The sequence below is a fragment of the Herbaspirillum frisingense GSF30 genome, assembly GCF_000300975.2.
GTDB classification, from domain to species: Bacteria; Pseudomonadota; Gammaproteobacteria; order Burkholderiales; family Burkholderiaceae_D; genus Herbaspirillum; species Herbaspirillum frisingense.
Genome location: NZ_AEEC02000001.1, coordinates 175602 through 198873 on the forward strand (window position 1 = coordinate 175602; position 23272 = coordinate 198873).

Annotated in this window: 24 protein-coding genes; 17 read left to right on the top strand and 7 right to left on the bottom strand. The window is 62.8% G+C overall.

Annotated elements, in window-relative coordinates:
• Window position 1 precedes the first annotated feature (1 nt).
• The 13 genes from HFRIS_RS00785 to HFRIS_RS00845 all read left to right on the top strand — a co-directional run bounded on the left by HFRIS_RS00785 (window position 2) and on the right by HFRIS_RS00845 (window position 14029).
• Window positions 2-1345: a GHMP family kinase ATP-binding protein gene (locus tag HFRIS_RS00785; protein ID WP_006461288.1), complete on the top strand. Its 1344-nt coding sequence runs from the start codon at window positions 2-4 to the stop codon at window positions 1343-1345.
• Window positions 1342-3243, top strand: coding sequence for an N-acetylneuraminate synthase family protein (locus tag HFRIS_RS00790; protein ID WP_006461289.1), 1902 nt, complete (start codon window positions 1342-1344; stop codon window positions 3241-3243). The genes HFRIS_RS00785 and HFRIS_RS00790 overlap by 4 nt, the downstream gene beginning before the upstream one ends.
• Before the next feature lie 100 nt (window positions 3244-3343).
• Window positions 3344-5137, top strand: coding sequence for a thiamine pyrophosphate-binding protein (locus HFRIS_RS00795; RefSeq protein ID WP_006461291.1), 1794 nt, complete (start codon window positions 3344-3346; stop codon window positions 5135-5137).
• A gap of 7 nt (window positions 5138-5144) precedes the next feature.
• Window positions 5145-5891: an SDR family oxidoreductase gene (locus HFRIS_RS00800; RefSeq protein WP_006461292.1), complete on the top strand. Its 747-nt coding sequence runs from the start codon at window positions 5145-5147 to the stop codon at window positions 5889-5891.
• Window positions 5891-6730, top strand: coding sequence for a sugar phosphate isomerase/epimerase family protein (locus tag HFRIS_RS00805; protein WP_006461293.1), 840 nt, complete (start codon window positions 5891-5893; stop codon window positions 6728-6730). The genes HFRIS_RS00800 and HFRIS_RS00805 overlap by 1 nt, the downstream gene beginning before the upstream one ends.
• Window positions 6720-7466: an SDR family NAD(P)-dependent oxidoreductase gene (locus HFRIS_RS00810; protein ID WP_006461294.1), complete on the top strand. Its 747-nt coding sequence runs from the start codon at window positions 6720-6722 to the stop codon at window positions 7464-7466. The genes HFRIS_RS00805 and HFRIS_RS00810 overlap by 11 nt, the downstream gene beginning before the upstream one ends.
• Before the next feature lie 79 nt (window positions 7467-7545).
• Entirely contained in the window at window positions 7546-8385 is an 840-nt protein-coding gene (locus HFRIS_RS00815; RefSeq protein ID WP_006461295.1) for an SDR family oxidoreductase, read from the top strand.
• Between the two features lie 25 nt (window positions 8386-8410).
• Window positions 8411-8974 carry a D-sedoheptulose-7-phosphate isomerase gene (locus HFRIS_RS00820; protein WP_006461296.1) on the top strand — a complete coding sequence of 188 codons (564 nt, stop codon included), beginning with the start codon at window positions 8411-8413 and terminating at the stop codon, window positions 8972-8974.
• The gene (locus HFRIS_RS00825) at window positions 8971-9693 is read left to right on the top strand and encodes a nucleotidyltransferase family protein (protein ID WP_006461297.1); all 723 of its coding nucleotides are present in this window, start codon (window positions 8971-8973) and stop codon (window positions 9691-9693) included. The genes HFRIS_RS00820 and HFRIS_RS00825 overlap by 4 nt, the downstream gene beginning before the upstream one ends.
• Window positions 9690-10358: an LbetaH domain-containing protein gene (locus HFRIS_RS00830; protein WP_006461298.1), complete on the top strand. Its 669-nt coding sequence runs from the start codon at window positions 9690-9692 to the stop codon at window positions 10356-10358. The genes HFRIS_RS00825 and HFRIS_RS00830 overlap by 4 nt, the downstream gene beginning before the upstream one ends.
• 56 nt (window positions 10359-10414) lie before the next feature.
• Complete coding sequence (locus HFRIS_RS00835; protein ID WP_006461299.1) at window positions 10415-11743, top strand: FkbM family methyltransferase; 1329 nt, start codon at window positions 10415-10417, stop codon at window positions 11741-11743.
• A gap of 65 nt (window positions 11744-11808) precedes the next feature.
• On the top strand, window positions 11809-13008 hold the full coding sequence (locus HFRIS_RS00840; protein ID WP_081626805.1) for a class I SAM-dependent methyltransferase: 1200 nt from the start codon (window positions 11809-11811) through the stop codon (window positions 13006-13008).
• 46 nt (window positions 13009-13054) lie between these two features.
• A complete protein-coding gene (locus HFRIS_RS00845; RefSeq protein WP_006461301.1) occupies window positions 13055-14029 on the top strand; it encodes an NAD-dependent epimerase/dehydratase family protein in 975 nt (324 codons plus the stop codon).
• 17 nt (window positions 14030-14046) lie between these two features.
• Here the strand turns inward: HFRIS_RS00845 and galE are convergent, their stop codons facing one another.
• From galE to ttcA, 3 genes are all read right to left on the bottom strand, one after another.
• On the bottom strand, window positions 14047-15066 hold the full coding sequence (galE, locus tag HFRIS_RS00850; protein ID WP_006461302.1) for a UDP-glucose 4-epimerase GalE: 1020 nt from the start codon (window positions 15064-15066) through the stop codon (window positions 14047-14049).
• A gap of 34 nt (window positions 15067-15100) precedes the next feature.
• Entirely contained in the window at window positions 15101-16177 is a 1077-nt protein-coding gene (gene rfbG, locus HFRIS_RS00855) for a CDP-glucose 4,6-dehydratase (protein WP_006461303.1), read from the bottom strand.
• A gap of 452 nt (window positions 16178-16629) precedes the next feature.
• Window positions 16630-17595, bottom strand: coding sequence for a tRNA 2-thiocytidine(32) synthetase TtcA (ttcA, locus tag HFRIS_RS00860; RefSeq protein WP_006461304.1), 966 nt, complete (start codon window positions 17593-17595; stop codon window positions 16630-16632).
• 338 nt (window positions 17596-17933) lie between these two features.
• Between ttcA and HFRIS_RS00865 the strand changes: the two genes are divergently transcribed.
• On the top strand, window positions 17934-19124 hold the full coding sequence (locus HFRIS_RS00865) for an amino acid aminotransferase (RefSeq protein ID WP_039873775.1): 1191 nt from the start codon (window positions 17934-17936) through the stop codon (window positions 19122-19124).
• Complete coding sequence (locus HFRIS_RS00870; protein WP_006461306.1) at window positions 19117-19749, top strand: YitT family protein; 633 nt, start codon at window positions 19117-19119, stop codon at window positions 19747-19749. The genes HFRIS_RS00865 and HFRIS_RS00870 overlap by 8 nt, the downstream gene beginning before the upstream one ends.
• Before the next feature lie 79 nt (window positions 19750-19828).
• On the opposite strand, the gene HFRIS_RS00875 is transcribed toward HFRIS_RS00870, so the two are convergent.
• The 4 genes from HFRIS_RS00875 to HFRIS_RS00890 all read right to left on the bottom strand — a co-directional run bounded on the left by HFRIS_RS00875 (window position 19829) and on the right by HFRIS_RS00890 (window position 21850).
• Window positions 19829-20221 (bottom strand): helix-turn-helix domain-containing protein, encoded by a 393-nt coding sequence (locus HFRIS_RS00875; RefSeq protein ID WP_006461307.1) that lies wholly within the window; start codon window positions 20219-20221, stop codon window positions 19829-19831.
• A gap of 11 nt (window positions 20222-20232) precedes the next feature.
• On the bottom strand, window positions 20233-20526 hold the full coding sequence (locus HFRIS_RS00880; RefSeq protein WP_006461308.1) for a type II toxin-antitoxin system HigB family toxin: 294 nt from the start codon (window positions 20524-20526) through the stop codon (window positions 20233-20235).
• A 143-nt stretch (window positions 20527-20669) separates the two neighbouring features.
• Window positions 20670-21065: a dihydroneopterin aldolase gene (locus HFRIS_RS00885; protein WP_006461309.1), complete on the bottom strand. Its 396-nt coding sequence runs from the start codon at window positions 21063-21065 to the stop codon at window positions 20670-20672.
• A 17-nt stretch (window positions 21066-21082) separates the two neighbouring features.
• Window positions 21083-21850: an SDR family oxidoreductase gene (locus HFRIS_RS00890; RefSeq protein ID WP_006461310.1), complete on the bottom strand. Its 768-nt coding sequence runs from the start codon at window positions 21848-21850 to the stop codon at window positions 21083-21085.
• A 44-nt stretch (window positions 21851-21894) separates the two neighbouring features.
• Between HFRIS_RS00890 and HFRIS_RS00895 the strand changes: the two genes are divergently transcribed.
• Window positions 21895-23055 (top strand): class I SAM-dependent methyltransferase, encoded by a 1161-nt coding sequence (locus HFRIS_RS00895; protein WP_006461311.1) that lies wholly within the window; start codon window positions 21895-21897, stop codon window positions 23053-23055.
• 10 nt (window positions 23056-23065) lie between these two features.
• On the top strand, window positions 23066-23260 hold the full coding sequence (locus tag HFRIS_RS00900; RefSeq protein WP_006461312.1) for a DUF2905 domain-containing protein: 195 nt from the start codon (window positions 23066-23068) through the stop codon (window positions 23258-23260).
• The last annotated feature ends 12 nt before the right edge of the window (window positions 23261-23272 follow it).

The window sequence follows — 23272 nt, forward strand, 5'->3', positions numbered from 1 at the left end:
AATGATCGTCTACGACGACGAGGATTTGCTGTCTGCCATCGACAAGATTGAAGCGAGCCGTTTCCAGACCGTCTTCGTAACCGATCGTGAGCTCCAGTTGAAGGGCCTGATCACCAATGGTGACGTGCGGCGCTTCCTGCTCAACGGTGGCCAGACCGATGAAACCGTCACTGCCTGCATGAACAAGAGTTTCCGCAGCGTCGGGATGAATGCCAGTCGCGAGGAAATGCTGAAATTGCTGGACCTGGGATTCACTGTCATTCCCAAGGTCGCCCCGGACGGTCGCTTGATGGACCTGATCACCCCGGAGTACGAGCTGGCTTCGCCCGAGGCTCCGGTCCTCACGCGCGCCCGCGCCCCGGTGCGGATCAGCTTCGGCGGCGGTGGATCGGACCTGACCTATTACTTCGTGGATCATCCCGGTGCGGTCCTGAGCACCACCGTGGCGCTGTATGCCCACGCCACCCTGATCCCGCGCGCCGACCGCAATATCCACATCTATTCCGAAGACCTCGATACCCATACCCACTACCCCTCGCTGCTGGACCTGCTGGCTTCGCCCCGCCAGGACCTGCTGTCGGCGGTGGTGTCGGTGATCAAGCCGATCTATGGGTTTGACCTGTATGTGCGCTCCGACTTCCCGGTGGGCTCCGGACTGGGCGGGTCGTCCGCGGTCGCAACCGCCGTGGTTGCGGCCTTCAATGAAATGCGGCTGGACCGCTGGACCACTTATGAAGTGGCTGAACTGGCCTTCCAGGCCGAGCGTGTCTGCTTCGGTGTGGCAGGTGGCTGGCAGGACCAGTATGCGTCAGCCTTCGGCGGTTTCAACCTGATCGAACTGGGTGACAAGAAGAACCTGGTCCATGCGATCCGCCTGGAAGCCGCGACCGTCAACGAACTGGAAGAATGTCTGATCCTCTGCGATTCGCGCATCAAGCATGATTCCGGCACGCTGCACAAGAAGCAGCGCGAGACCTACTCCAACGAGAACAAGGCCGAGCAGCTGACCGAGATGGTGGCCTTGTGCCGGGAGATGCATCGCCATCTCCTCCGCGGCGAACTGATGGACTTCGGTCGTTGCCTGGACAAGGCCTGGCAGCTCAAGCGCGGTCTTTCCGCCGACATCAGCAATCCCGAACTGGCCCATATCTACGAATCGGCGATGCAGGCCGGCGCGCTGGGTGGCAAACTGCTGGGTGCCGGCGCGGGTGGGTTCTTCCTGTTTTTCGTGCAGCCGCAGTATCGCCAGCAACTGGCCAAGCGCCTCAAGGACCTGAACTGCAAGCTGTCGATCTTCAAATTTGAAAATGAGGGTGTCGTTTCCTGGCGCACCAAAATCCTATGAGCAATACCGTTTTTTCCATCGATGGACATGAAATCGGCGGGGCACGTGTCTTCGTCATCGCCGAAATCGGCAATAACCACAACGGTTCGCTGGAACTGGCCAAGCAGTTGGTGGACGCGGCCATCGAGGCCGGTGCCGACTGCGCCAAATTCCAGCTGCGCGATCGTAGCGCGCTGTATCGCACCAAGGCCGACGGCTCGGTGGCGGAAGACCTCGGTGTCGAATACATCCAGGACCTGCTCAACAAGGTCGAACTGAGTATCGAAGATCATCGCGCCGTGCGCGACTATTGCGCCCAGCGCGGCATCACCTACATGTGCACGCCCTGGGATGAGCCCAGCGTCGACGTGCTGGCAGGCTTCGATGTCCCGGCCCTGAAGATCGCCTCGGCCGACCTGTGCAATCCCTACCTGATTCGCAAGGCGGCCAGCCTGGGCAAGCCACTGGTGCTGTCCACCGGCATGTCCTTCGAGCATGAAATCGTGCGCGCCATCGATCAGCTCAAGAGCTTGCAGGTGCCGTTCGCGCTCCTGCATTGCAACAGCACCTATCCGGCGCCGGAGTCCGATATCCAGCTGGGCTATATCGCCCGCCTGAAGCAATTGCATGGCGTCATCGGCTATTCGGGCCATGAGCGTGGCACCGCCGTGACCCTGGCCGCGGTGGCGCTGGGTGCGTCGCTGGTGGAGCGCCACATCACCCTGGACCGCAACATGGAAGGGCCGGACCACCTGGCCAGCCTGGAGCCGGCCGAGTTCCGGCAGCTGGTGGACGGTATCCGCCAGATCGAGAAGGCGCTGCCATGGAGCGGCCCCGGCCGTCATGCCAGCCAGGGTGAATTGCTCAACCGTGAAAACCTGGCCAAGAGCGTGATTGCCGCGCGCGACATCGCCGAAGGCGAGGTATTCAGCGAAAGTGCCTTGCGCGTGGCCAGTCCGGGCCAGGGCCTGGCGCCCTACAAGCTGGTCGAATTGCTGGGCAAGCCCGCCAATCGCGCCATTGCCCAGGGTGAATTCCTGTTCGAAAGCGATCTGCGCGAAAAACTCAGCATCGACCGCCGCTACCACTTCCCCGTGAAATGGGGCGTGCCGGTGCGTTATCACGATTTCCGTCAGTACGAGACCTGGGTCAAGCCGGACCTGTTCGAGTTCCACCTGTCGTATCGCGACCTTGGGGTCGATCCTGCTCCCTATCTGACGCAGGTCGCCTGCACCCGATTGGTGGTGCATGCGCCGGAACTGTTCGAGAACAGCGAACTGCTGGACCTGGCTGCGGACGACGAAGCCTATCGCCAGCGTTCCATCGACAACCTGCAGCGCGTGGTCGATGCCACGCATCGCATCGCCGAGTTCTTCCCCCAGGCTGATTCCTTGCTGATCGTGGCCAATGTCGGCGGCTTCTCCGCCGATGCACCGTTCCCGCTGGCGCATCGCAAGGTCTTGTATGAGCGTTTCCTGGCATCGTGCGCACAAATCGATTTCGGCCGCACCGAACTGATCCCGCAGAACATGGCGCCTTTCCCCTGGCACTTCGGTGGGCAGCGTCATCAGAACATCTTCATGATGCCCGATGAGCTGGCAGCCCAGGCGCGCGCCATGAACATGCGGCTGTGCCTGGACCTGTCGCACCTGCAGATGACCTGCAACCACTTCGGCCTGGACTTCCAGCAATCCCTGGCCCTGCTGTTGCCCTATTCGGCGCATCTGCACGTCGCCGACGCCAAGGGGACCAACGGCGAAGGCGTGGTGATGGGCACCGGCGACGTCGACTGGCCTGCCAGCTGGAAGAAGATCGCTGCCTGCCCGGGTATGGGATTCATCCCCGAGGTATGGCAAGGGCACAAGGACCACGGCGCCGGATTCTGGTCGGCGCTTGAATATCTGGCCTCGCTGAACTAAACAAAATGGACTTCGTGCCGTTAAAAGACGCTGAAGTCAACTCTTGAACCGGTGGTAAGGATGAGCCTGCCAACGGCTCCCAGCCATTGAAGGAATTGAAATGCGCGTCGCCGATTACATCATGTCCCGCCTGGCCGAACTGGGCATCCGCCAGGTGTTCTTCCTGCCGGGTGGCGGGGCCATGCACCTCAACGACGCCCTGGGCCTTCACCCGCAGCTGGAACCGGTGCTCTGCCTGCACGAGCAGGCTGCCGGCATCGCTGCAGAAGCCGCCGGCAAGTTGCTGGCCGGCCCCAGTGCCTGCCTGGTGACCAGCGGCCCGGGCGCGACCAACGTCATTACCGCCACCCTCGGCGCCTGGCTGGATTCGACACCGGTATTCTTCGTTTCCGGTCAGGTCAAGACCGCCGACCTCAAGGCCGGTACCGAACTGCGCATGCTGGGCGTGCAGGAAGCCGATATCGTCACCATGGTGTCTTCCATCACCAAGAAGGCCGTGACCCTGTTGCGCCCGGAAGACGTGGGCGTGGTCTTCGATGAACTGGTACAGGCCGCCATGAGTGGCCGTCGTGGCCCGGTCTGGCTGGATGTGCCGCTGGACGTGCAGGCCATGGAAGTCGATCCGGCCACCCTGCGTCGGGCGCCGGCAGCGGTGCAAGCCCCACGCGCAGACCTGCGCAGCGAGGCCGAGGCAACCCTCGCATTGTTGCGCAAGGCACAACGTCCGGTGGTCATCTCCGGTAGCGGCGTGCGCATTGCAGGCGCCGTACCGGAACTACGCGATTTCCTCGACCGCGCCGGCGTGCCGGTGCTGACCACCTGGCTGGGCATGGACATCATCGAGGAAGACCATCCCCTGTACGCCGGTCGTCCTGGTTCGATCGCACCGCGCTGGGCCAACTTCGCGTTGCAGAACGCCGACCTGATCCTGGTGGTGGGCGCCCGTCTGGACATGGCGATGACGGCCTACGCGCATGACCGCTTTGCCCGCGGTGCCGTGAAGATCATGGTCGATATCGACGTCGCCGAGATTCGCAAGATGAAGATGGAAATCGCCCTGCCTGTGGTGGCCGATGCCAAGGATTATCTGGTGGCCTTGCACGCGGCGCTCGATCGCCAGCCGACCCTGCCGTCCTACGCAGCATGGCTGGAGCGCATTGCCGGCTGGAAGCAGAAGTATCCCCTGCTGCAGCCCGAGCAGATCACCACCGAAGGACCGCTCAGCCTGTATCACTTCACCGATGCACTCTCCTCCGAGATGGCCGAGGGCGACGTCATCGCCACCGGCAGTGCCGGCTTCTCGGTGGAACTGTTCCTGTTGGCATTGCGCCTGAAACCAGGCCAGCGCTGCTTCCACAACCGTGGCACCGGCGCCATGGGCTTCGGCGTGCCGGCGGCCGTCGGCGCCTGCCTGGCGGCGGATCGCCAGCGCACCATCTGCGTGGAGGGTGACGGCGGTCTGCAACTGAACGTGCAGGAACTGGCAACCATGGCCAGCCTGCAATTGCCGGTGAAATGCTTCGTCATCAACAACGCCGGTTACGCTTCGATCCGCACCTCGCAGACCAACTATTTCAAGCGCCTGGTCGGAGCCGATGCCAGCAGCGGAATGGCGCTGCCCGACCTGGAAACCCTGGCCCGCGCCTATGGCGTGCCGTTCATCCGCATCGAGTCGGGCGCGCGCTTGTCCGAGCAGCTCAAGCAGGCATTGGCCGGCGACGGTCCGCTGCTGTGCGAGGTCATGGTGCTGCCGGAAGAGCCGCGTATCCCGCGTATTGCCACCCGCCAGGGCGCCAACGGCAAGATGGAATCGTCGCCGCTGGAAGACCTGTTCCCCTTCCTCGACCGCGAAGAGCTGCGCAGCAACATGCTCATCCCGCTGATCGGTGAATGAGTTCGCAATGAGCGACATCCTTTCTCTCTTTTCCCTGCAGGGCAAGGTCGCCGTGGTGGCCGGTGCCTCGCGCGGTATCGGTCATGCAATCGCCAATGGCCTGGTCGATGCCGGCGCCAGGGTGGTGGGCTTCGGGCGTTCGGATGCCGCCGCCGATGCGCGCTTCGACTACCGTCGCTGCGACGTATGCGCTCCGGCCGCCGTGGCTGGGCTGTTCGATGATGTCGAGGCCGAGTTTGGCGCCATCGACGTCTACCTGCACGTGGCCGGGATTACCCTGCCTTCCCAGGGCGGCATGCAATCGAGCGAGACCTTCAACGCCACCCTTGCCAGCAACCTCAGCAGCGCCTATGACTGCTGCGCCAACGCCGGACGCCGCATGGCCGCACGCGGGCAGGGTTCGATCATCACGGTCACCAGCATCGGCTCGCTCATGGCCTTTCCCAATAATCCCGCCTACGTCGCCGCCAAGGGTGGTCTGCGCATGATGAGCAAGGCGCTGGCGCTGGATCTGGGACCGAGCCAGGTGCGCGTCAACTGCCTGGTGCCAGGCTATGTCCAGACCGCCATGACCGCCGCCAGCCATGCCGACCCGGTGCTGCATGAACAGCGCGCCGGCCATACCATGCTGGGACGGTGGGGACAGCCCGAGGACCTGGTGGGCGCCGCCATCTTCCTGGCTTCGCCAGCCAGCAAATATGTCACCGGCACCGACCTCATCGTCGATGGCGGATGGACTGCAAAAGGATTGTGATGAACAACATAGGATTCATGCAGGGACGTCTGGTCGATCGTATCGACGGCAAGATCCAGGCCTTTCCCTGGGATACCTGGCAACTCGAGTTTCCGCGTGCCCAGGCGCTGGGCCTGACGGCAATGGAATGGACCCTGGACGACGAGCGTCTGGAGCAGAACCCCTTCATCACTGAACAAGGTCAGGCCGAAATACGGGCATTGATGGCACGCCATGGCGTGGCCGTCCACTCGTTGACAGGCGACTGTTTCATGCAGATGCCGTTCTGGAAATACGAGGGCCAGCAACGCAGCGAACTGCTGCGCAAGTTTGATCTGGTGCTGGCCGCGGCTGCGCGCCTGGAGGTGCGCTTCGTCGTGGTGCCGCTGGTGGACAACGGCCGCCTGGAGACATCGGAACAACGCGATGTGCTGGTACGCCATCTGCTGGAACGGGCAGAGGTGCTGCGTGCCACCGGGGTGCAGGTGATCTTCGAGACTGACTATGGTCCGGATGACTATCGGGCCTTCATGGCCCTGTTGCCGGCTGACGTCTTCAACGTCAACTACGATATCGGCAACAGCGCCAGCCTGGGCTTCGATCCCGATGAAGAATTTGCCGCCTATGGCGAGCGCATCGTCAATGTCCACGTCAAGGATCGCAAGCTGGGCGGTACCACCGTCCCCTTGGGGACCGGCGACGCCGACTTCGAGAAGGTGATGGCCGGCCTGGCGCGCCGACACTACGCCGGAAGCTTCATCCTGCAGACCGCCCGCGCCGACGACGGCGACCATGCCGGTGCGCTGGCGCGGTATGTGCAGATGGTGACCGGGCTGTTGAGCCGCCACTATGGAACTTGATCTGCGCGGCAAGGTGGCCCTGGTCACCGGCTCTTCGCAGGGCATAGGCCGGCAGATCGCCGCCGCCCTGGCAGGTGAAGCTTGCCAGGTGCTGCTCAACGGCCGCGACCGGTCCAGGCTTGAGGCCGCCGCGCATGCGATCGGTGGCATCGGCGTGGCCGGTGACGTCACCACTGCGGCCGGCGCCGCCTCGGTGGTGGAGCGCGCCTTTGCCGTTCATGGTCAGCTGGATCTGCTGGTGTGCAACGTCGGCAGCGGCACCTCGGTGCCACCCGGTACCGAATCGGAAGAAGAGTGGTTGCGGGTCTTGCAGCTCAATCTGCTGGCCACGACCAACACGGTCCACGCCGCGCGTCGCTTCCTGAAGAAAGGTGCGGCCATCGTGTGCGTCTCGTCCATCTGCGGCAGTGCCGAGCTGGGTGCGCCGACGGCCTATTCGGCTTCCAAGGCTGCGGTCGACAGTTTCGTGCGGAGCGCGGCGCGTTACCTGGCCAAGGAGGGCGTGCGCATCAATGCAGTGGCACCGGGTAATATCCTTTTCGAGGGCGGCAGTTGGGAACGCAAGGTCAAGGCCGCGCCCGAGAAGGTGACCGAGATGCTGGAGCGCGATGTCGCACTGGCCCGTTTCGGTACCCCCGAGGAAGTGGCCGACATGGTGCTCTTCCTGTGCTCGGCGCGCACCAGCTTCGCGACCGGTGCCGTGTTCGTCCTCGATGGAGGGCAGCTGCGCAGTTGAGCAGCCGTCCCGGCGCCGGCCAGCAGGCATGCCTGATGGCGAGCGTCCTTTCATTTTCTCTGTGGCAAAGATCAAGGCTATGTCCAATTCCGTTTCCAGCAAAGACCTGTTCGACCTGCAAGGCAAAGTCGCTGTCATCACCGGTGGCGGTGGCATGCTGGGTTACCAGCACGCAGCGACTATTGCCAGCCTGGGAGGGCAGCCGGTATTGCTCGATATCGACCCCGCCGGCCTGGAAAGAAACGCCCGCGCGCTGCGCGACGAGTTCGCCATCGATGTGCTGGTCCTGCAGACCGACATCACCCGGCTGGACCAGGTACAGGCCGCGCGTGAGGCCATCCTCCAGCAGCACGGCGCAATCGCTATCCTGATCAACAACGCCGCCCGCAATCCCAAGGTGGAAGATGCGGACGGGATGAATTTCTCGCGTCTGGAAAATTTCCCTTCCGATCAATGGCAGCTCGATATCGATGTCGGTCTGGGCGGCGCTTTCAACTGTTCCAAGGTATTCGGTGCGCACATGGCGCAGGCCGGTGGCGGGGTGATCGTCAATATCGCCTCCGACCTCGGGGTCATCGCGCCGGATCAGCGGCTGTACCAGGTCGAGGGCCGCGCGCCGCATCTGCAGCCGGTCAAGCCGGTGACCTACTCGGTGGTCAAGCACGGCCTGATCGGGTTGACCAAGTACCTGGCCACCTATTGGTGCGAGCAGGGCGTGCGCTGCAATTCGCTTTCACCGGGCGGTGTGTACGCCGGGCAGAACGATGTGTTCGTCAGCAAGCTGGTCAAGCTCATTCCCATGGGGCGCATGGCCCGGCCTGACGAATATCGTGGCGCGATTGCCTTCCTCTGCTCGGATGCATCAAGCTATCTGAATGGAACCAACCTGGTCGTCGATGGAGGCAGAAGTGTCTGGTAACTCATCCAATGGACTGTCCCTGCACATGCAGGAATCGCTGCAGGTCTTCCAGGCCTTCCTGGGGGATGCCGCCCTCAATGCCGAGTTGCAGGCCATCGGCGAGCTGTGCGTGCAGACCTATCAACGCGGCAACAAGATACTGATCGCCGGCAATGGCGGCAGTGCCGCCGATGCCCAGCATTTTGCCGGCGAACTTGTCAGCCGATTCTATTTCGACCGGCCGCCTCTATCGGCCATCGCGCTGACCACCGATTCCTCCATCCTCACGGCCATCGGCAATGACTATGGCTACAAGGAAGTGTTCGCCCGCCAGGTGCTGGCCAATGGGTGTGCAGGCGACCTGTTCATCGCCATTTCCACCAGTGGCAATTCGGAAAACATCCTGCACGCCATCGAGGCCTGCCGCCAGAAGGACATCAAGGTCGTCGGCCTCACCGGACAATCGGGTGGCAAGCTCAAGGCCCTGTCCGATCATTGCCTGTGCGTGCCGTCGGCTTCCACACCGCGCATTCAGGAATGTCACCTGGTCATCGAACATGCCCTGTGTGCGCACATCGAACAACGGATATTCCGGCCGGAGCCGGTATGAAGGCCATCGTCCTGTGCGGTGGACTGGGAACCCGCCTGGGCGAGCTGACCCGGGAGACGCCCAAGCCCTTGATTCCGGTGGCCGGCCGTCCCTTCCTGTCCTACGTGCTGGACCGGCTGGTGGAGGGTGGTGCCAGTGAACTGGTGCTGGCCGTCAGCTTCCAGTGGGAAAAGATCAGGGCGCTCTATGGCAGCCAGTGGCGTGGTGTCCCCGTGGCCTATTCGGTAGAGCCGCAGCCGTTGGGAACCGGCGGCGCGATCCGTCATGCCATGCGCTCGCACGAGATTGAAGAAGCCATCGTCGTCAACGGCGACACCCTGCTCGACCTGGATGCCGGTGCATTGGCTGCTTTCGCCCGTGACAAGGCGGCCGATGTTGCCATGGCGCTCAAATACATGGCCGATACCTCTCGCTTCGGGCGCGTCGAGATTGACCAGGCTGCACGCGTGCTGGGTTTTCGGGAAAAGGGTGTGGGTCAGGCGGGTCTGATCAACTCCGGCGTCTATCACGTCCATGCCCGCGCGTTCGCTGACAGCACCGATGCCGCTTTCAGCTTCGAGCTCGATGTGCTGGCCGGCAAGCTCGATACGGCAGCCATCTACGGCATGCAGACTGACGCCTATTTCATCGACATGGGAGTGCCGGAAGATCTCGCGCGCGCCCAATACGAACTGCCACTGCCACGGCCGGACGTTGCCGGGGAGGGCTCTGCGCGATGATGGATCTGTCCATGCCGGTAGAGGAGTTCAAGGCCTACATGGGCCAGCAGCTCGACCGTTTTTTTCCTGACCGTTACGCGTTTGCCGGCGCGGATGTCGATGCCGCCTTCGATGAGGCCTTGCAGCGGCTGGAGTATTGCCTGAAGTTCGTCTCGATCCGCGGCTTCGTGGTCGATGGCAAGGTGCAGTTGTCGCACCTGCATTCGGGCCAGTACTGCCATTTGCTGTATTTCATGGGCAACAGCCTCTGGAAGCGGTCGCAGAATCAAGCCTTGTGCGACAAGCTGATGCTGCTGAACCAGGCGCTCAACGGCGTGTTCTGCTCCTACAAGCTGGCGCTGCCGGAGATCTTCTTCCTCAACCATCCGGTGGGTAGCGTGCTCGGCCATGCGCAGTATTCCAATTTCCTGGTGATACTGCAGAACGTGACCGTCAATACCGATCCGGAGTTGAAGATCGGTGAATGTGTGGCATTGACCGCTGGCGCGCAGATCATCGGTAACAAGCCCATCGGTGCGCGCTCTTCCATCGGTGCCAATACACTGGTGTTCGATCGTGAGATTCCGGCGGACAGCGTGGTCTACAACGGGCCGACGGGACTCGTCATCCGTCCACGGGGACGCGAGAGCCTGGCCGAGCGCTATTTCAACGTACCGTCGGCCTAGGCATCAGGCATTGCGGCGTCGTCACCCGGCGCCCTCCATTTCATCGCGAGGAAAGAATGTTCAAGGGAATTGACGCAGCCGGCATGAACGCCACCGATCTGCAGGCCGACACGGATTACTTCCTGAGCATCGCCCGGCCCGATGGCGGCGCGGTCGTGCTGCCGTTCCGCCTTGGCGACCAGCGCCTCTCGGAGTGCGGCGAGCATGTGGTGCTGGCAGCGCGGGAGAAGTTCGAGCTGCTCAGACAGTTGCATCGCTATCCCGAGATCCTGGCCCTGGCCGATGCCAACCGCCCGGCTGCCAGCGCCACGCTGGAGGCGGCGCTGGCAGGGGCATTCAGTGTGGACCGTGGTTTGTACATCTTCGGTGCCCACAAGCTGGGGGCGAAGGTTGCGCGTTTCTGCGTGGAACGCGGGATCGAGGTGAAGGGCTTCATCGATAACAGTAGCGATAAGCATGGCAAGCGCATCGATGGCATCCTCATCGGTGGTCCCGGGCAGATCGATGGCGAGAACGAGTCCGTGGTCGTGGCCAGCGGTCGCTACAGCAACGTCATCATGGCGCAGTTGCAGGGGCTGGGCTGGAAGCATGTGAAGAACATGCACGAACTGATGTTCGCACTGCGTACCTCGCATAATGCGGAGAGCGATTTCCGCTCCTTCGTCGACGTACTCGACACCGACGCCATGCGTTTCATCTCGGCCTTCCTGGCACTGGACGACGAGCGTTCGCGCCAGGTCTTCGACGGTCTGATCCGGATGCGCCGTACGTTGGCCACCCAGGTGGCTGATGCCATCAAGTCGCCTTTCGCCGATGAATACCTCGATGCGGATTTTGTCCAGCCAGCCGACATGGCCTACTACGTCGATGCCGGCGCCTTCAACGGCGACAGCCTGGAGCGCATGGAACAGCGCCTGGGCAAAGTGACCCATGCCTACCTGTTCGAACCGGAGTTGCCGGCGTATTACGATGGCCTGAAACGACATGCCGACCGGCCCGAGGTATTTTTCTACAATCTCGGCCTGTCGTCGTCGTACCAGAAATTCACCTATCGTCCCGCGATGTCGTTCGACCTGCTGCAGGAGATCGACAGTCCCATCCCCAATGACATCGTCTCCTACATCCAGACCATACGCCTGGACGACATCATCACCGGCCCGGTGACGCTGTTCAAGCTTGATATCGAAGGTGCCGAGGAAGAAGCGCTCAAGGGCGCGGCCGGCACCATCCGGGCGCAGCGGCCCAAGCTATGCGTGTGTGCCTATCACCGGGCGTCCGACCTCTGGAAACTGCTTGACGAGGTCAAGCGGATTCGTCCGGACTACAAGGTGGGACTGCGTCACTACTCCGATCTGATGGACGACTCGTCGTTCTATTTCTATTGATGATGCGCAGCGCGGTGCCGGGCATTGCGCTCCCGCCTTGTTTTCCGACCTGGACTTGACGCCTCATGGACCATCCCGATTCCGATACCCGCCATTGGACACGCCCCCCCCTGTGTGCCTGTCCCCTTTGCGGCACCCTGCCCGAGCAACCCTTGCTGTCGCTCTCATTGTCGCAGCGTGCAGGGCTGCCCTCCGACATTACGGTATCCGTCTGTGCAGCCTGCGATTTCGCCTACGTGGCACCGGTCGATGCGCAAGCCTATGACCGCTATTACGCCGCCAATACCAATGACCAGATGTCGGTCCACGCGGAGATTTCCGAGCTGGACGCCAGGCGCTATGTCACGCAGGCCGATACCCTGGCCGCCATCCTCGGCGGTCCGGAGGCGCTGGATGTCCTCGACGTGGGATGTGGCGAGGCGGGCCTGTTGCGCACCCTGGTGGCGCGTTTTCCGCAGCATCGCTATGCCGGCAGCGATCCCAACGTCAAGGAGGATGCGCCGGGTGGGCGTGGCGCGCATCCGCGCATCCGCTTCAATCGTTCGTGGCAGGAAATCGATCAACAGTTTGACGTGATCATCCTGTCGCACGTGCTGGAACACATCGTCGATCTCAAGGATTTTTCCGCCATCGTCGGCAAGCTCGCGCCGGGCGGCAAGATCTACATCGAGGTACCGGATGCGGCGCATTACGCGTCCGCGCCGCGCCGGGAGTTCTGCTATTACTTCGATCGCCTGCACGTGAACCATTTCTCCCTCGCATCCTTGTCGGATGTAGTACGAAGCTGGGGTCTGGGAATCCGCCAGGCTGGTCGCCAGGATTTCACCTACAAGGATGGCAATCCCTTCCCCGCCTGCTATGTCATCGGCGCAGCAGGGGGCGACAGCGCGGCTGGTCTGGAGGCGCCGCATGGCCTGCCGCAGGCGCTGGCCTCCTATCTTGCGCAAGAGCGCGACCGCGCAGGCAGGATGGCGGCGCAGTTTGTCCCCGGGCAGGAGATCGTGGTCTATGGTTTTGGCGATAATTTCTTCCGCTCGCGCGCGGCCGGCGGGCCGCTGTCTGCCTGCCGGGTGCGTGCCGTGATCGATGCGCGTTGGGAAGCGCTGTCGCAATCGGCCTATGCCGGGCAATACCGTTTCATGGACCGTGATGCCGCGCTGCGCGAGCATGCCGGACTGCCCATTGTGGTGACCGTATCGTGGGGAGGCGAGACGATAGGACGAATGCTGGCCGAAGCAGGGGCGCAGAAGGTGCTGGTGTTCTGATATCCGCGATGATCATGCGGGCGGGCGCAACATGAAAGGAGAAGCAATGAAATTGCTGATATCTGGCGGGACGGGTTTTTTCGGCAAGGCACTGCTGCGCCATTTTCTTGGCAGGGCACTGGAGAGCGGCATGCCGGACTTCGCCCAGATCGTCGTGCTCAGTCGCGCGCCGCGGCGCTTTCTCGACCAGCATCCGGAATTCGATGGCTTGCCCTGGCTGCGCTTTCACGAGGGCGACATTCTGTCGCCGCAGACCTTGCCGCACACCGACCGTTTTAGTCACATCCTGCATGCTGCGGCTGATTCCACCGATGCAGCGAGGCTGACGCCGCTGGAACGGTACGACCAGATCGCAGCGGGCACGCGCCACATGCTGGAGCTGGCGGCAACCACCGGCGCCTCGCGCTTCCTGCTGACCAGTTCAGGTGGTGCCTATGGGCCGCAGCCTGCCGACATGGTGGCGATGCCGGAACATCTGCACAGCATGCCCGACCCGCTCAATCCCGGTAATGTCTATAGCCTCGCCAAGCGCCAGGCGGAGCACCTGTGCGCGCTGTATGCGGCGCAATACGGGTTCGAGGCGGTAGTGGCACGCTGCTTCGCCTTTGTCGGCGAGGACCTGCCGTTGAACGCGCATTTCGCCATCGGCAACTTCATCCGAGATGCCTTGTACGGGCAGGAAATTGTGGTCGGTGGGGATGGCAGCCCGGTGCGTTCCTACATGCACCAGGCCGACCTTGCGCAGTGGCTGACGTTCTTGCTGCGCGATGGCAAGGCCGGCGAGGCCTACAACGTGGGTTCGTCCGAGGCGGTGACGGTGGCCGAGTTGGCCGGATTGGTGCGAGAGCTGGTTGCACCGGACAAGCCGGTACGCATCATGGCCAAGGCCGTTGCTGACAATCCGGGCCGCAACCGCTACATTCCCGATATCTCCAAGGCCCAGGCACTGGGCGCGCCGCCAGTGCGCGGCTTGCGCCAGGCCATCGCGGACACGGTCCAGTCCCTGCGGCAACGCAGCTGAATCGCCTTTGACCGGAGTCAGGTGGCGCTGTCCTTGAAGCCGTTGGGATTCTTCTGCTGCCAGCGCCACGAATCCGCGCACATGGCGTCAAGTCCGAGGCGGGCCTCCCAGCCGAGCTTTTCCCTGGCCTGGGCCGGATCGGCGTAGCAGGAGGCGATGTCGCCAGGACGGCGATCGGCGATGGTATAGGGCAAGGTCTTGCCGCAGGCTTTTTCGTAGGCCTTGACCACGTCCAGCACGCTGTAGCCGATGCCGGTGCCGAGGTTGACCGAGAAGCATTGCGGCGTGGTCAGTGCCTGCAGGGCAGCGACGTGGCCATGGGCCAGGTCCACGACGTGGATGAAGTCGCGCACGCCCGTGCCATCGGGTGTGGCATAGTCGCCACCCCAGATATTGAGTTTTTCGCGGCGGCCGATGGCGACCTGCGCCACGAAGGGCATCAGGTTGTTGGGAATGCCGTTGGGGTCTTCACCGATCAGGCCACTCTCGTGTGCGCCAACCGGATTGAAATAGCGCAGCAGCGCGATCTTCCAGTCGGGATGGGCGCGGTAATAGTCACGCAGCATATCCTCGATGACGATCTTGCTGCGGCCGTAGGGGTTGCTGGCCGACAGCGGATGGGCTTCATCCAGCGGCAGGTATTGCGGATCACCGTAGACCGTGGCCGAGGAGGAGAACACGATGGTCTTCACGCCGGTCGCTTCCATCGCTTCCAGCAGGCGCACTGTGCCGACCACGTTGTTGTCGTAGTACATCAGCGGCTTTTCCACCGATTCGCCCACGGCCTTCAGGCCAGCGAAGTGGATGACCGCATCGCACTTGAATTCGCGCAGCACGCTCTCGAGCTGGTCGCGATTGCGGATGTCGCCCTTGACCAGGGAGACCTGCCTGCCGCTGATCTGCTGTACCCGCTTGACCGATTCCGGGCTGCTGTTGCAGAAGTTGTCGAAGACGATGACTTCGTGGCCTGCATTGAGCAGTTCCACGCAGGTGTGCGAGCCGATATAACCGGCGCCGCCGGTGACGAGGATGTTCATGAGCTGACAGTTCTCCGGGTGCGTAACCCGGAGATTATGTCAGACTCTGGTAGAAGGCGATCTGATTCTCGCTCAGGCTGCGCAGATCCTCGTTGTTGAGGTAGCCGGCATACCATTGCGCAGTCAGCTCCAGCGCGGTGTAGAGCTCCATCTTGGGAATCCAGTCCAGGCGCTGCCGGGCCTTGGAAATGTCCAGCCGCAGCGTGCCGGCCTCATGCGGGCCCTGCGGTTGCGGCTCCAGTCGTACCTCCACCGGCATCACGTCGTTCTTCTGCAAGGAATGATTGAAGGTGGCGCAGAGCTGGCTGACGGTCTGCATATCGGTGTCGGCCGGGCCGAAGTTCCAGGCCTCGCCATACTTGCCGCCGTGCTCATAGAGCAACTGGGCAATCTGCAGATAGCCCGACAGTGGCTCCAGCACGAACTGCCAGGGGCGTACCGCATGCGGGTTGCGGATGCTCACGGCCTCGTTTCTTTCCAATGCACGGACGAAATCGGGCACCAGCCGGTCGGCTGCGAAGTCGCCGCCGCCGATGACATTGCCGGCGCGCACGCTGGCGATGCCGACCGGGTTCTCCGGGTCCTTGGCGAAGAAGGAACGGCGATAGGCCGAGGTCACCAGTTCGGCCGCGCCCTTGCTGCTGCTGTAGGGATCGTGGCCACCCATCGGGTCGTCCTCGCGATAGCCCCACAGCCATTCACGGTTTTCATAGCATTTGTCGCTGGTGACCACCACCACCGAGCGCACGCACGGAGTGTGGCGCACTGCTTCCAGCAGGTGTGCGGTCCCCATCACGTTGGTGGCGTAGGTATCGAGGGGCGTGCTGTAGGAGTCGCGTACCAGCGGCTGGGCAGCCAGGTGGAAGACGATGTCCGGCTGCACCGTCGCCAGCGTTTCGGCCAGGTGCTTGGGATCGCGCACGTCACCGGTGGTGGTCTGCACGCAATTGTGCAGCCGCGCCAGGTGGAACAGGCTGGGATTGGTCGGTGCCGGCAGCGAATAGCCGCTGACCTTGGCGCCCATCAGGTGCAGCCAAAGAGTCAGCCAGCTTCCCTTGAAGCCGGTGTGACCGGTGATTAAAACGCGCTTGTCGCGCCAAAAATGAGCCATCAGGCAGCCTCTTACACGTAGGGCGGAGAGTCGTTCGGGTGCAGAGGCGTGGGTGCGATGTTTCACGCGGCGGCCGGCACGTCGGTGGCGGCTCGGCCTCCCGGTATTTTCCGTGTCGGGATCACGTTTTCCCTGCGAAACCACGACTGCATGGTTGTCTTTATTCTGACCTGGCAGCGAGCCCTCGCGGCAGCTCACTACGATGGGTCAGATTAGAACATGCGGTTTTTCGCCTTCAAGCGTGGAAGAGGAGGGTATTTGTCGTCCAATCCCCGACTATAGCCGGATGACAACAAAAATTTACTTTTTTGGGTTTGGCTGGCGCCCGCGCTGGCCGCAGAAGCCGCTTTGCAGGCGGGCTTCCGGGTAATGAGGTGATACGCGGTGTCTCGTCATCCTAAGTCTTGCAGCGGGTGTGGCAAGCGTGAGAACGACGCCAGTCGGGCCGGGAATCAGAGCAGGCTGACCACCGATTGCCCCTGGTCGAGCTGGTCGTCGCGATCGAACAGGGTGTCGCCTGTGGCCTGCTTGCCTGCAACCGGCTGGAAGCTGCCGAAGTCGAACAGGCTACGGTCCAGCATATGCGATGGCGTGATGTTGGCCATGGCCGTGAACATGCTCTTGATCCACAAGGGATTGGTCTTTTCCCACTCATTGAGCATCTCGCGCATGGCCTGGCGCTGCAGGTTGGGCTGCGATCCGCACAGGTTGCAGGGGATGATGGGGAATTCCATGGCGGCCGCGTACTTCTTGATATCCGGCTCGCGCACATAGGCCAGCGGACGGATCACCACGTTCTCGCCATCGTCGGCGATCAGCTTGGGCGGCATGGTCTTGATCTTGCCACCGTAGAACATGTTGAGCATGAAGGTATGCAGGATATCGTCGCGGTGATGGCCCAGGGCGATCTTGGTGGCGCCCAGTTCCTTGGCCACGCGGTACAGGATGCCACGGCGCAGGCGCGAGCACAGGGAACAGGTGGTCTTGCCGGGGGCGATCTTGTCCTTGACGATGCTGTAGGTGTCTTCCTCGACAATGCGGTAGCGCACGCCGATGCGCTCGAAATACGCGGGCAGGATGTGCTCGGGGAAACCCGGCTGCTTCTGGTCCAGGTTCACGGCGATGATCTCGAACTTCACCGGTGCCACCGTCTGCAGGTAACGCAAGGTCTCCAGCATGGTGTAGCTGTCGGCGCCACCGGACATGCAGGCCATGATGACGTCGCCGTCGCGGATCATGTCGAAGTCGGCGATGGCACGGCCGGTCATGCGGCGGATGCCCTTTTCCAGGATCTCGAAGCGGCGCGAACCGCGTGCCGTCACTTCCGCATGCGCGCCGGCAGCCGGCGTGGACGGCTCATCCAGCCCGGGCAGCTGGGTCAGGTCGGACAGTTGCACTGCGGCCGCAATGTCGTTCATGGGGGAATTCCTTCAATCGGTAGGCTGTTGCTGCCGCGCCAACGCAAAGTCTGCCGGTTGACAAACAGGCAAGATGGCTGGGCACGGGCGGAGGACCGGCATTTTCTCATGCAGCGCCGGTTCGTGCCATGGGCGGGGCGCGTTCGTGCAGTGCGCCTTGCGCAAAACGTGGCATTCAGGCCGCATCTTCTGCTACCCGTGCCTGAAGAAAGTCCTGTGAACCGGCGATCACGCCAACGCAAAGCGGGAAATTTTCCCCGCGCCGCGCTACCATGGCGGTTTTGCCGGTAAAGCTCGGCTGCACCGGCATCGGCGTTTCTCAATCTGACGAGGTCCTCATGTTTTCGCATCTCCCGCCGTATGCCGGCGATCCCATCCTGAGCCTGATGGAACAGTTCCAGCGCGACGAGCGCAGCAACAAGGTCAACCTTTCCATCGGCATCTATACCGATGGCCGTGGCGTGGTGCCGGTGCTGCCCTCGGTGCGCACCGCTGCCGCGGCAGTGGCCGAAGCCGGCGCGCCCTACGTCTATCTGCCCATGGAAGGCCATGCCGCCTATCGCCAGGCGGTGGCCAAGCTGCTCTTCGGTGCGGATCTGCCCTCGGCGGAACATCTGGCCATCGTGCAGACCCTGGGCGGCTCGGGTGCACTCAAGGTGGGTGCCGACCTGATCGCGCGCTTCTTCCCGCAGCCCACCATCTGGCTGCCGGACCCGACCTGGGACAACCACGTCGGCATCTTCGAAGGCGCCGGCTTCAAGACCGAGCGTTACCCCTACTACGATGCGCAGACCAAGGGCCTGAACTTCGAGGGCATGCTGGCCAAGCTGGATTCCCTGCCCAAGGGCGCGGTGGTGCTGCTGCACCCCTGCTGTCACAATCCGACCGGCGTCGATCCGACCCGCGCGCAGTGGGAACAGATCGTCGATGTGCTCGAAAAGCGCGGTCTGCTGCCCTTCTTCGACCTGGCCTACCAAGGCTTCGCCGAGAGCCTGGACGAAGACATCTGGCCGGTGCGCGAGGCGGTGCGTCGGCAGATTCCGTTCTTCCTCTCCAATTCCTTCTCCAAAATCTTCTCGCTCTACAGCGAGCGCATCGGTGCGTTGTCGGTGTTCTGCCCGCAGGCAGGCCAGGCGGCCAATGTGCTGGGCCAACTGAAACTGACCGTGCGTCGCAACTATTCCAGCCCGGCGCGCAATGGTGCGCTGCTGGTGGCGCATGTGCTGGGCGACGACAAGCTGGCCACGCAATGGCGTGCCGAAGTCGAGGAGATGCGGGTACGGGTGCGCGACATGCGCGTCAAGCTGGCCTCGCAACTCAAGAGCGCGGTCCCGGACCAGGACTTTTCCTTCCTGCTGCGCCAGAACGGCATGTTCGGTTACACCGGCCTGACGTCCGCCCAGGTGGACCGTCTGCGCGAAGAGTTCGGTGTCTACGCTGTCGGCACGGGCCGCATCTGCGTGGCCGGCCTCAACGACAGCAACGTTGCACGCGTGGCCGAGACCATGGCCGAGGTGCTGCGTGGCTGAAGTGGCAGGCAAGGCCGCATTGGTTGCGGCCGACATCCGCCACAAGAGCTATGAAGACGTGCTGGCGCTGGTGGCCGGCACGCTCTTTGTCTCGCTGGCGGTAAACATGTACAGCCAGGTGGGCCTGTTGACCGGCAGCACCGCCGGCCTGGCCTTCCTGACGCATTACCTGACGGGCCTGCCGTTTGGCGTGGTGTTCTTCACCATCAACATCCCGTTCTACTACTTCGCGTTTCGTCGCATGGGCCTGCGCTTCACCGGCAAGACCTTCTGCGCGGTGGCGCTGGTCTCCGGCTTTTCGTTGATGCATCCGCACTTCATCAGTTACGGCAAGCTGGACCTGTTCTACAGCGCGGTGCTGGGTGGCCTGTTGATGGGGGTGGGATTCGTGATGCTGTTCCGCCATGGCGCCAGCCTTGGCGGGATCAACGTGGTCACGCTGTTCCTGCAGGACCGTTACGGCCTGCGTGCCGGCAAGCTGCAGATGGGCGTGGACGTGGTGATCGTGCTGTGTTCGCTGTTCGTGGTGACGCCCCGGGTCTTGCTGGCATCCATCCTGGGTGCGGTCACTGCCAATCTGGTGATTGCCTTGAACCACCGGGCGGGCAGGTATATGGGGATGTAGTTGAGCGTATTCCTGCCAAGCCTGTCGCTCAGGATCAATGCCGTCCAACGCAAGCTGGACGGCATTTTTCCTGGTGGGATCAGGCGCTGACCGGTTCACCGGTCGCCGACCTGACGGGATAGGGCTGGATCAGCAGATCGGCCGGGAGGTTCAAGCCGGCGCTGAGCTTGCGGATCATGTCCAGGGTCATCGGACGCACCCGGTTGAGGATGTCGGAGACGCGACCACGTGGTCCCAGGTAGGGCTCCAGATCCTTACGCGTCAGGCCACGCGCCTCCATGACATGCAGCAGGAAGTCGATGGGGTCCGGATCACCAATGGCAAAGTGCGAGCGCTCGTAATGGGCGATCAGCAGGGTAAGTACATCCAGTTGATCGGCTTGCTGCGAACGTGCCGGAGCATCCCACAGACGCTCCGCTTCGGCCAGTGCAGCGCGGTAGTCCTTGCGGGTACGTATCAGTTTGAGTTGCATGTGGCATTCCTTCAAATCGTTTCCACATCAATGGCGTCATACTGGCGATGCGTGCCGACGAAGCGGATGTAGATCAATTCCTTGTCGTAGCGTACAGCGACCACCAACCGGTAGTCGTTGCCCTTGATATTGAACACCACACGGTTGTTTCTGGTGAAACTGGCATTGCGATAGGCTGCCTTGATGTCGGCCGGGGTCTTCCAGTTCACCCGGCTGGCCAAGGCGTGCCATGCTCGCAGCGAAGTCTCCGCGGCAGGGTGTGCGGTCCAGAAAGTCCGTAAGGTGGAGAGGGCAATGATGCGCATCGACACACCGTAACATGCTACCACCTTGGTAGCGGGACGGAAGTGTAAAACCGTATGTAATTCTCGAAAAACACGGAACCCCGCATCAGGCGGGGTTCTGGTCGTGCTGCCAGCGGAGGAAGGCTGGAATGCGGCGGATCGGATCAGCCCGCGGTCTTGATGCGGAATGTCTCCACGCCCACCGAATCGCAATCCGGATAGACGTCAGGCTTTTCGGTGGAGACACGGACCGCCCGCACCTTGGGGTGGGCCAGCATGGCCGTCATCACGTCGTCGCACAGGGTTTCCTGCAGGTGGATGTGGCCGCGTGCCATGCGCTGGGCGATGGTGGAGCGGATGAAGTCATAGTCGACCACTTCGTCGAGATGGTCGGCGGTGGGCGTGGTATCGGCCAGCGGGACGTAGAGATCGACGTTGATCAGGATGCGCTGCTCACCCTTCTTTTCGAACTCGTGCACGCCGATGTTGATGAACACCTCGTAGTTGCGCAGGAACACGCGGCGGCAGTCTTGCAGGGAAGGATGGGACAGGAAGAGCATGATCAGAAATGTAAAGGTTATTTCGCCACGAACATGACGTCGCGCGAAAGGGGAAGCAAATGCTGGCCGCCATCGACCAGCAGGGTGGTACCCGTCACGGCCCGCGCCGAGGCCACGTAGCAGACGGCAGCGGCGATGTCCTCGGGGGTGCTGCCACGGCCCAGGGGCGTGACGGTGTGCGCCCGGTCGAACTGCTGCTCGGTCTGGTCGCCCGAGACCATGGTCAGGCCGGGTGCCACGCCCACCACCCGGACCTTGGGCGCCAGTGCCTGCGCCAGCAGGGTGGTGGCGCTGTGCAGGGCAGCCTTGGACAGGGTGTAGGACAGGAAGTCGGGATTGGGATTGTACAGTTTCTGATCCAGCAGGTTGACCACGACGGCTTGTTCGCCCTCCGCCGTGGCCTCGTACAAGGCCTGCGCCAGCAACACCGGGGCGCCGACATTGGCACTCATGTGGCGCAGCAGGCGTTCGTTGCCGAAGCTGGCGGCGTCATCGAAATCGAACAGCGAGGCGTTGTTGACCACACAACGGATGCGTCCCAGCGGTGCAGCCTGGGCCAGCAGGCTGCTCACCTGGGCCTGGTCGCCCAGCTCGGCATGCACGGCCAGTGACCGGCGCCCCAGGGCTTCGATCTCGCGCACCAGGGTATCGGCCTCTTCGCGCGAACGGTTGTAGTGGACGGCCACGTCCCAGCCGGCCCGCGCCAGTGCCAGGGCGATATGCCTGCCGATGCGCCGCGCCGCGCCAGTGACCAGCGCGACGCCGGCTGAAGTGGATGAGCTCATGCTCCAGGTCTCCAATAGTCCGATACTCCAATACAATACGGCCCATGCAACTGCAACTACCCGAACCAGGCGCCGACGCACAGTCGGCCTCGCACACCCTCCAGCAACTGATCGCCGGCGAGATCGCCGCCGCCGGTGGCTGGATTTCCTTCGAACGTTACATGGATCTGGCCCTGTATGCGCCCCAGGTGGGCTATTACAGCGGTGGTTCGGCCAAGCTGGGCAAAGAGGGGGATTTTACAACCGCGCCGGAAATCTCGCCCCTGTATGGCGCCACGCTGGCCCACCTGGCCGCCGAGGTGGTCGCCGCCAGTCCCGAGGTGGACAACGCGCTGCTGGAATTCGGCGCCGGTACCGGCAAGCTGGCGCGGGACATCCTCAGCGAATTGCAGTTGCGGGAGGCCTTGCCGCGAAAATATTTCATCGTGGAAATCTCGGCGCAGTTGCGCGCACAGCAACAGGCAACGCTGGCCGCTTTCGCGCCGGTGGTGGAGTGGCTCGATGCCTTGCCGGAAAGCTTTTCCGGTGTGGTGGTGGGCAATGAGGTGCTGGACGCCATGCCGGTGCGGCTGGCCGTGAGGGCGGCCGAGGGCTGGCAGGAGCGCGGAGTGGCATGTGATGCCCAGGGCCGCCTGCATTTCGCAGACCGTACAGTGGCCGACCTGCCGGTGGCCCAGATTCCCGACGCGGATGAACTGCCGCAGGGTTATCTCACCGAACTGGCGCCAGTGGCCATCGGTTTCATGCATACGCTGGGTCGCATGCTGGCCCGGGGCGCAGGTGGCCTGGCGATCCTGCCGGATTACGGATTCCCGGCTGCGGAATACTATCTGCAGGATCGTGACCAGGGGACGCTGATGTGCCACTACCGCCATCATGCCCACCCTGATCCGTTCTACTGGCCAGGCCTCCAGGACATCACGGCCCACGTCGATTTCACCGCGATGGCGGTGGCCGCGGTGGAAGAGGGGGCCGAAGTGCTGGCCTATACCAGCCAGGGCGCATTCCTGCTCAATGCCGGCATCGGCGAGCTGCTGCTGCGCACTTCGCCCGAGGACAGCCTGCTTTATCTGCCGCTGGCCAATGGCATGCAGAAACTGATTTCCCCGGCCGAGATGGGCGAGCTGTTCAAGGTACTGGCCATCGGCAAGAATGTCGAATGGCCGGCCCGCATGCTGCGTCACGACCGCACCCACCGACTCTGAGGAGAAGCGCTTGATACGCTGGATCGTCGTCATCTTTCTCTCGGTCATCGTGTTTTCGACCTTGCTTCCCTGGCTGGAGAAGCTGGGCATCGGCCGCTTGCCGGGGGACTTGCGCTTCCGTCTGTTCGGCCGCATCTTTTCGCTGCCCTTTGCCTCGACCATCCTGATCTCGGTGGTGGTGTTCCTGCTGGCGAAGCTACTCTGAATCCGACAAGGA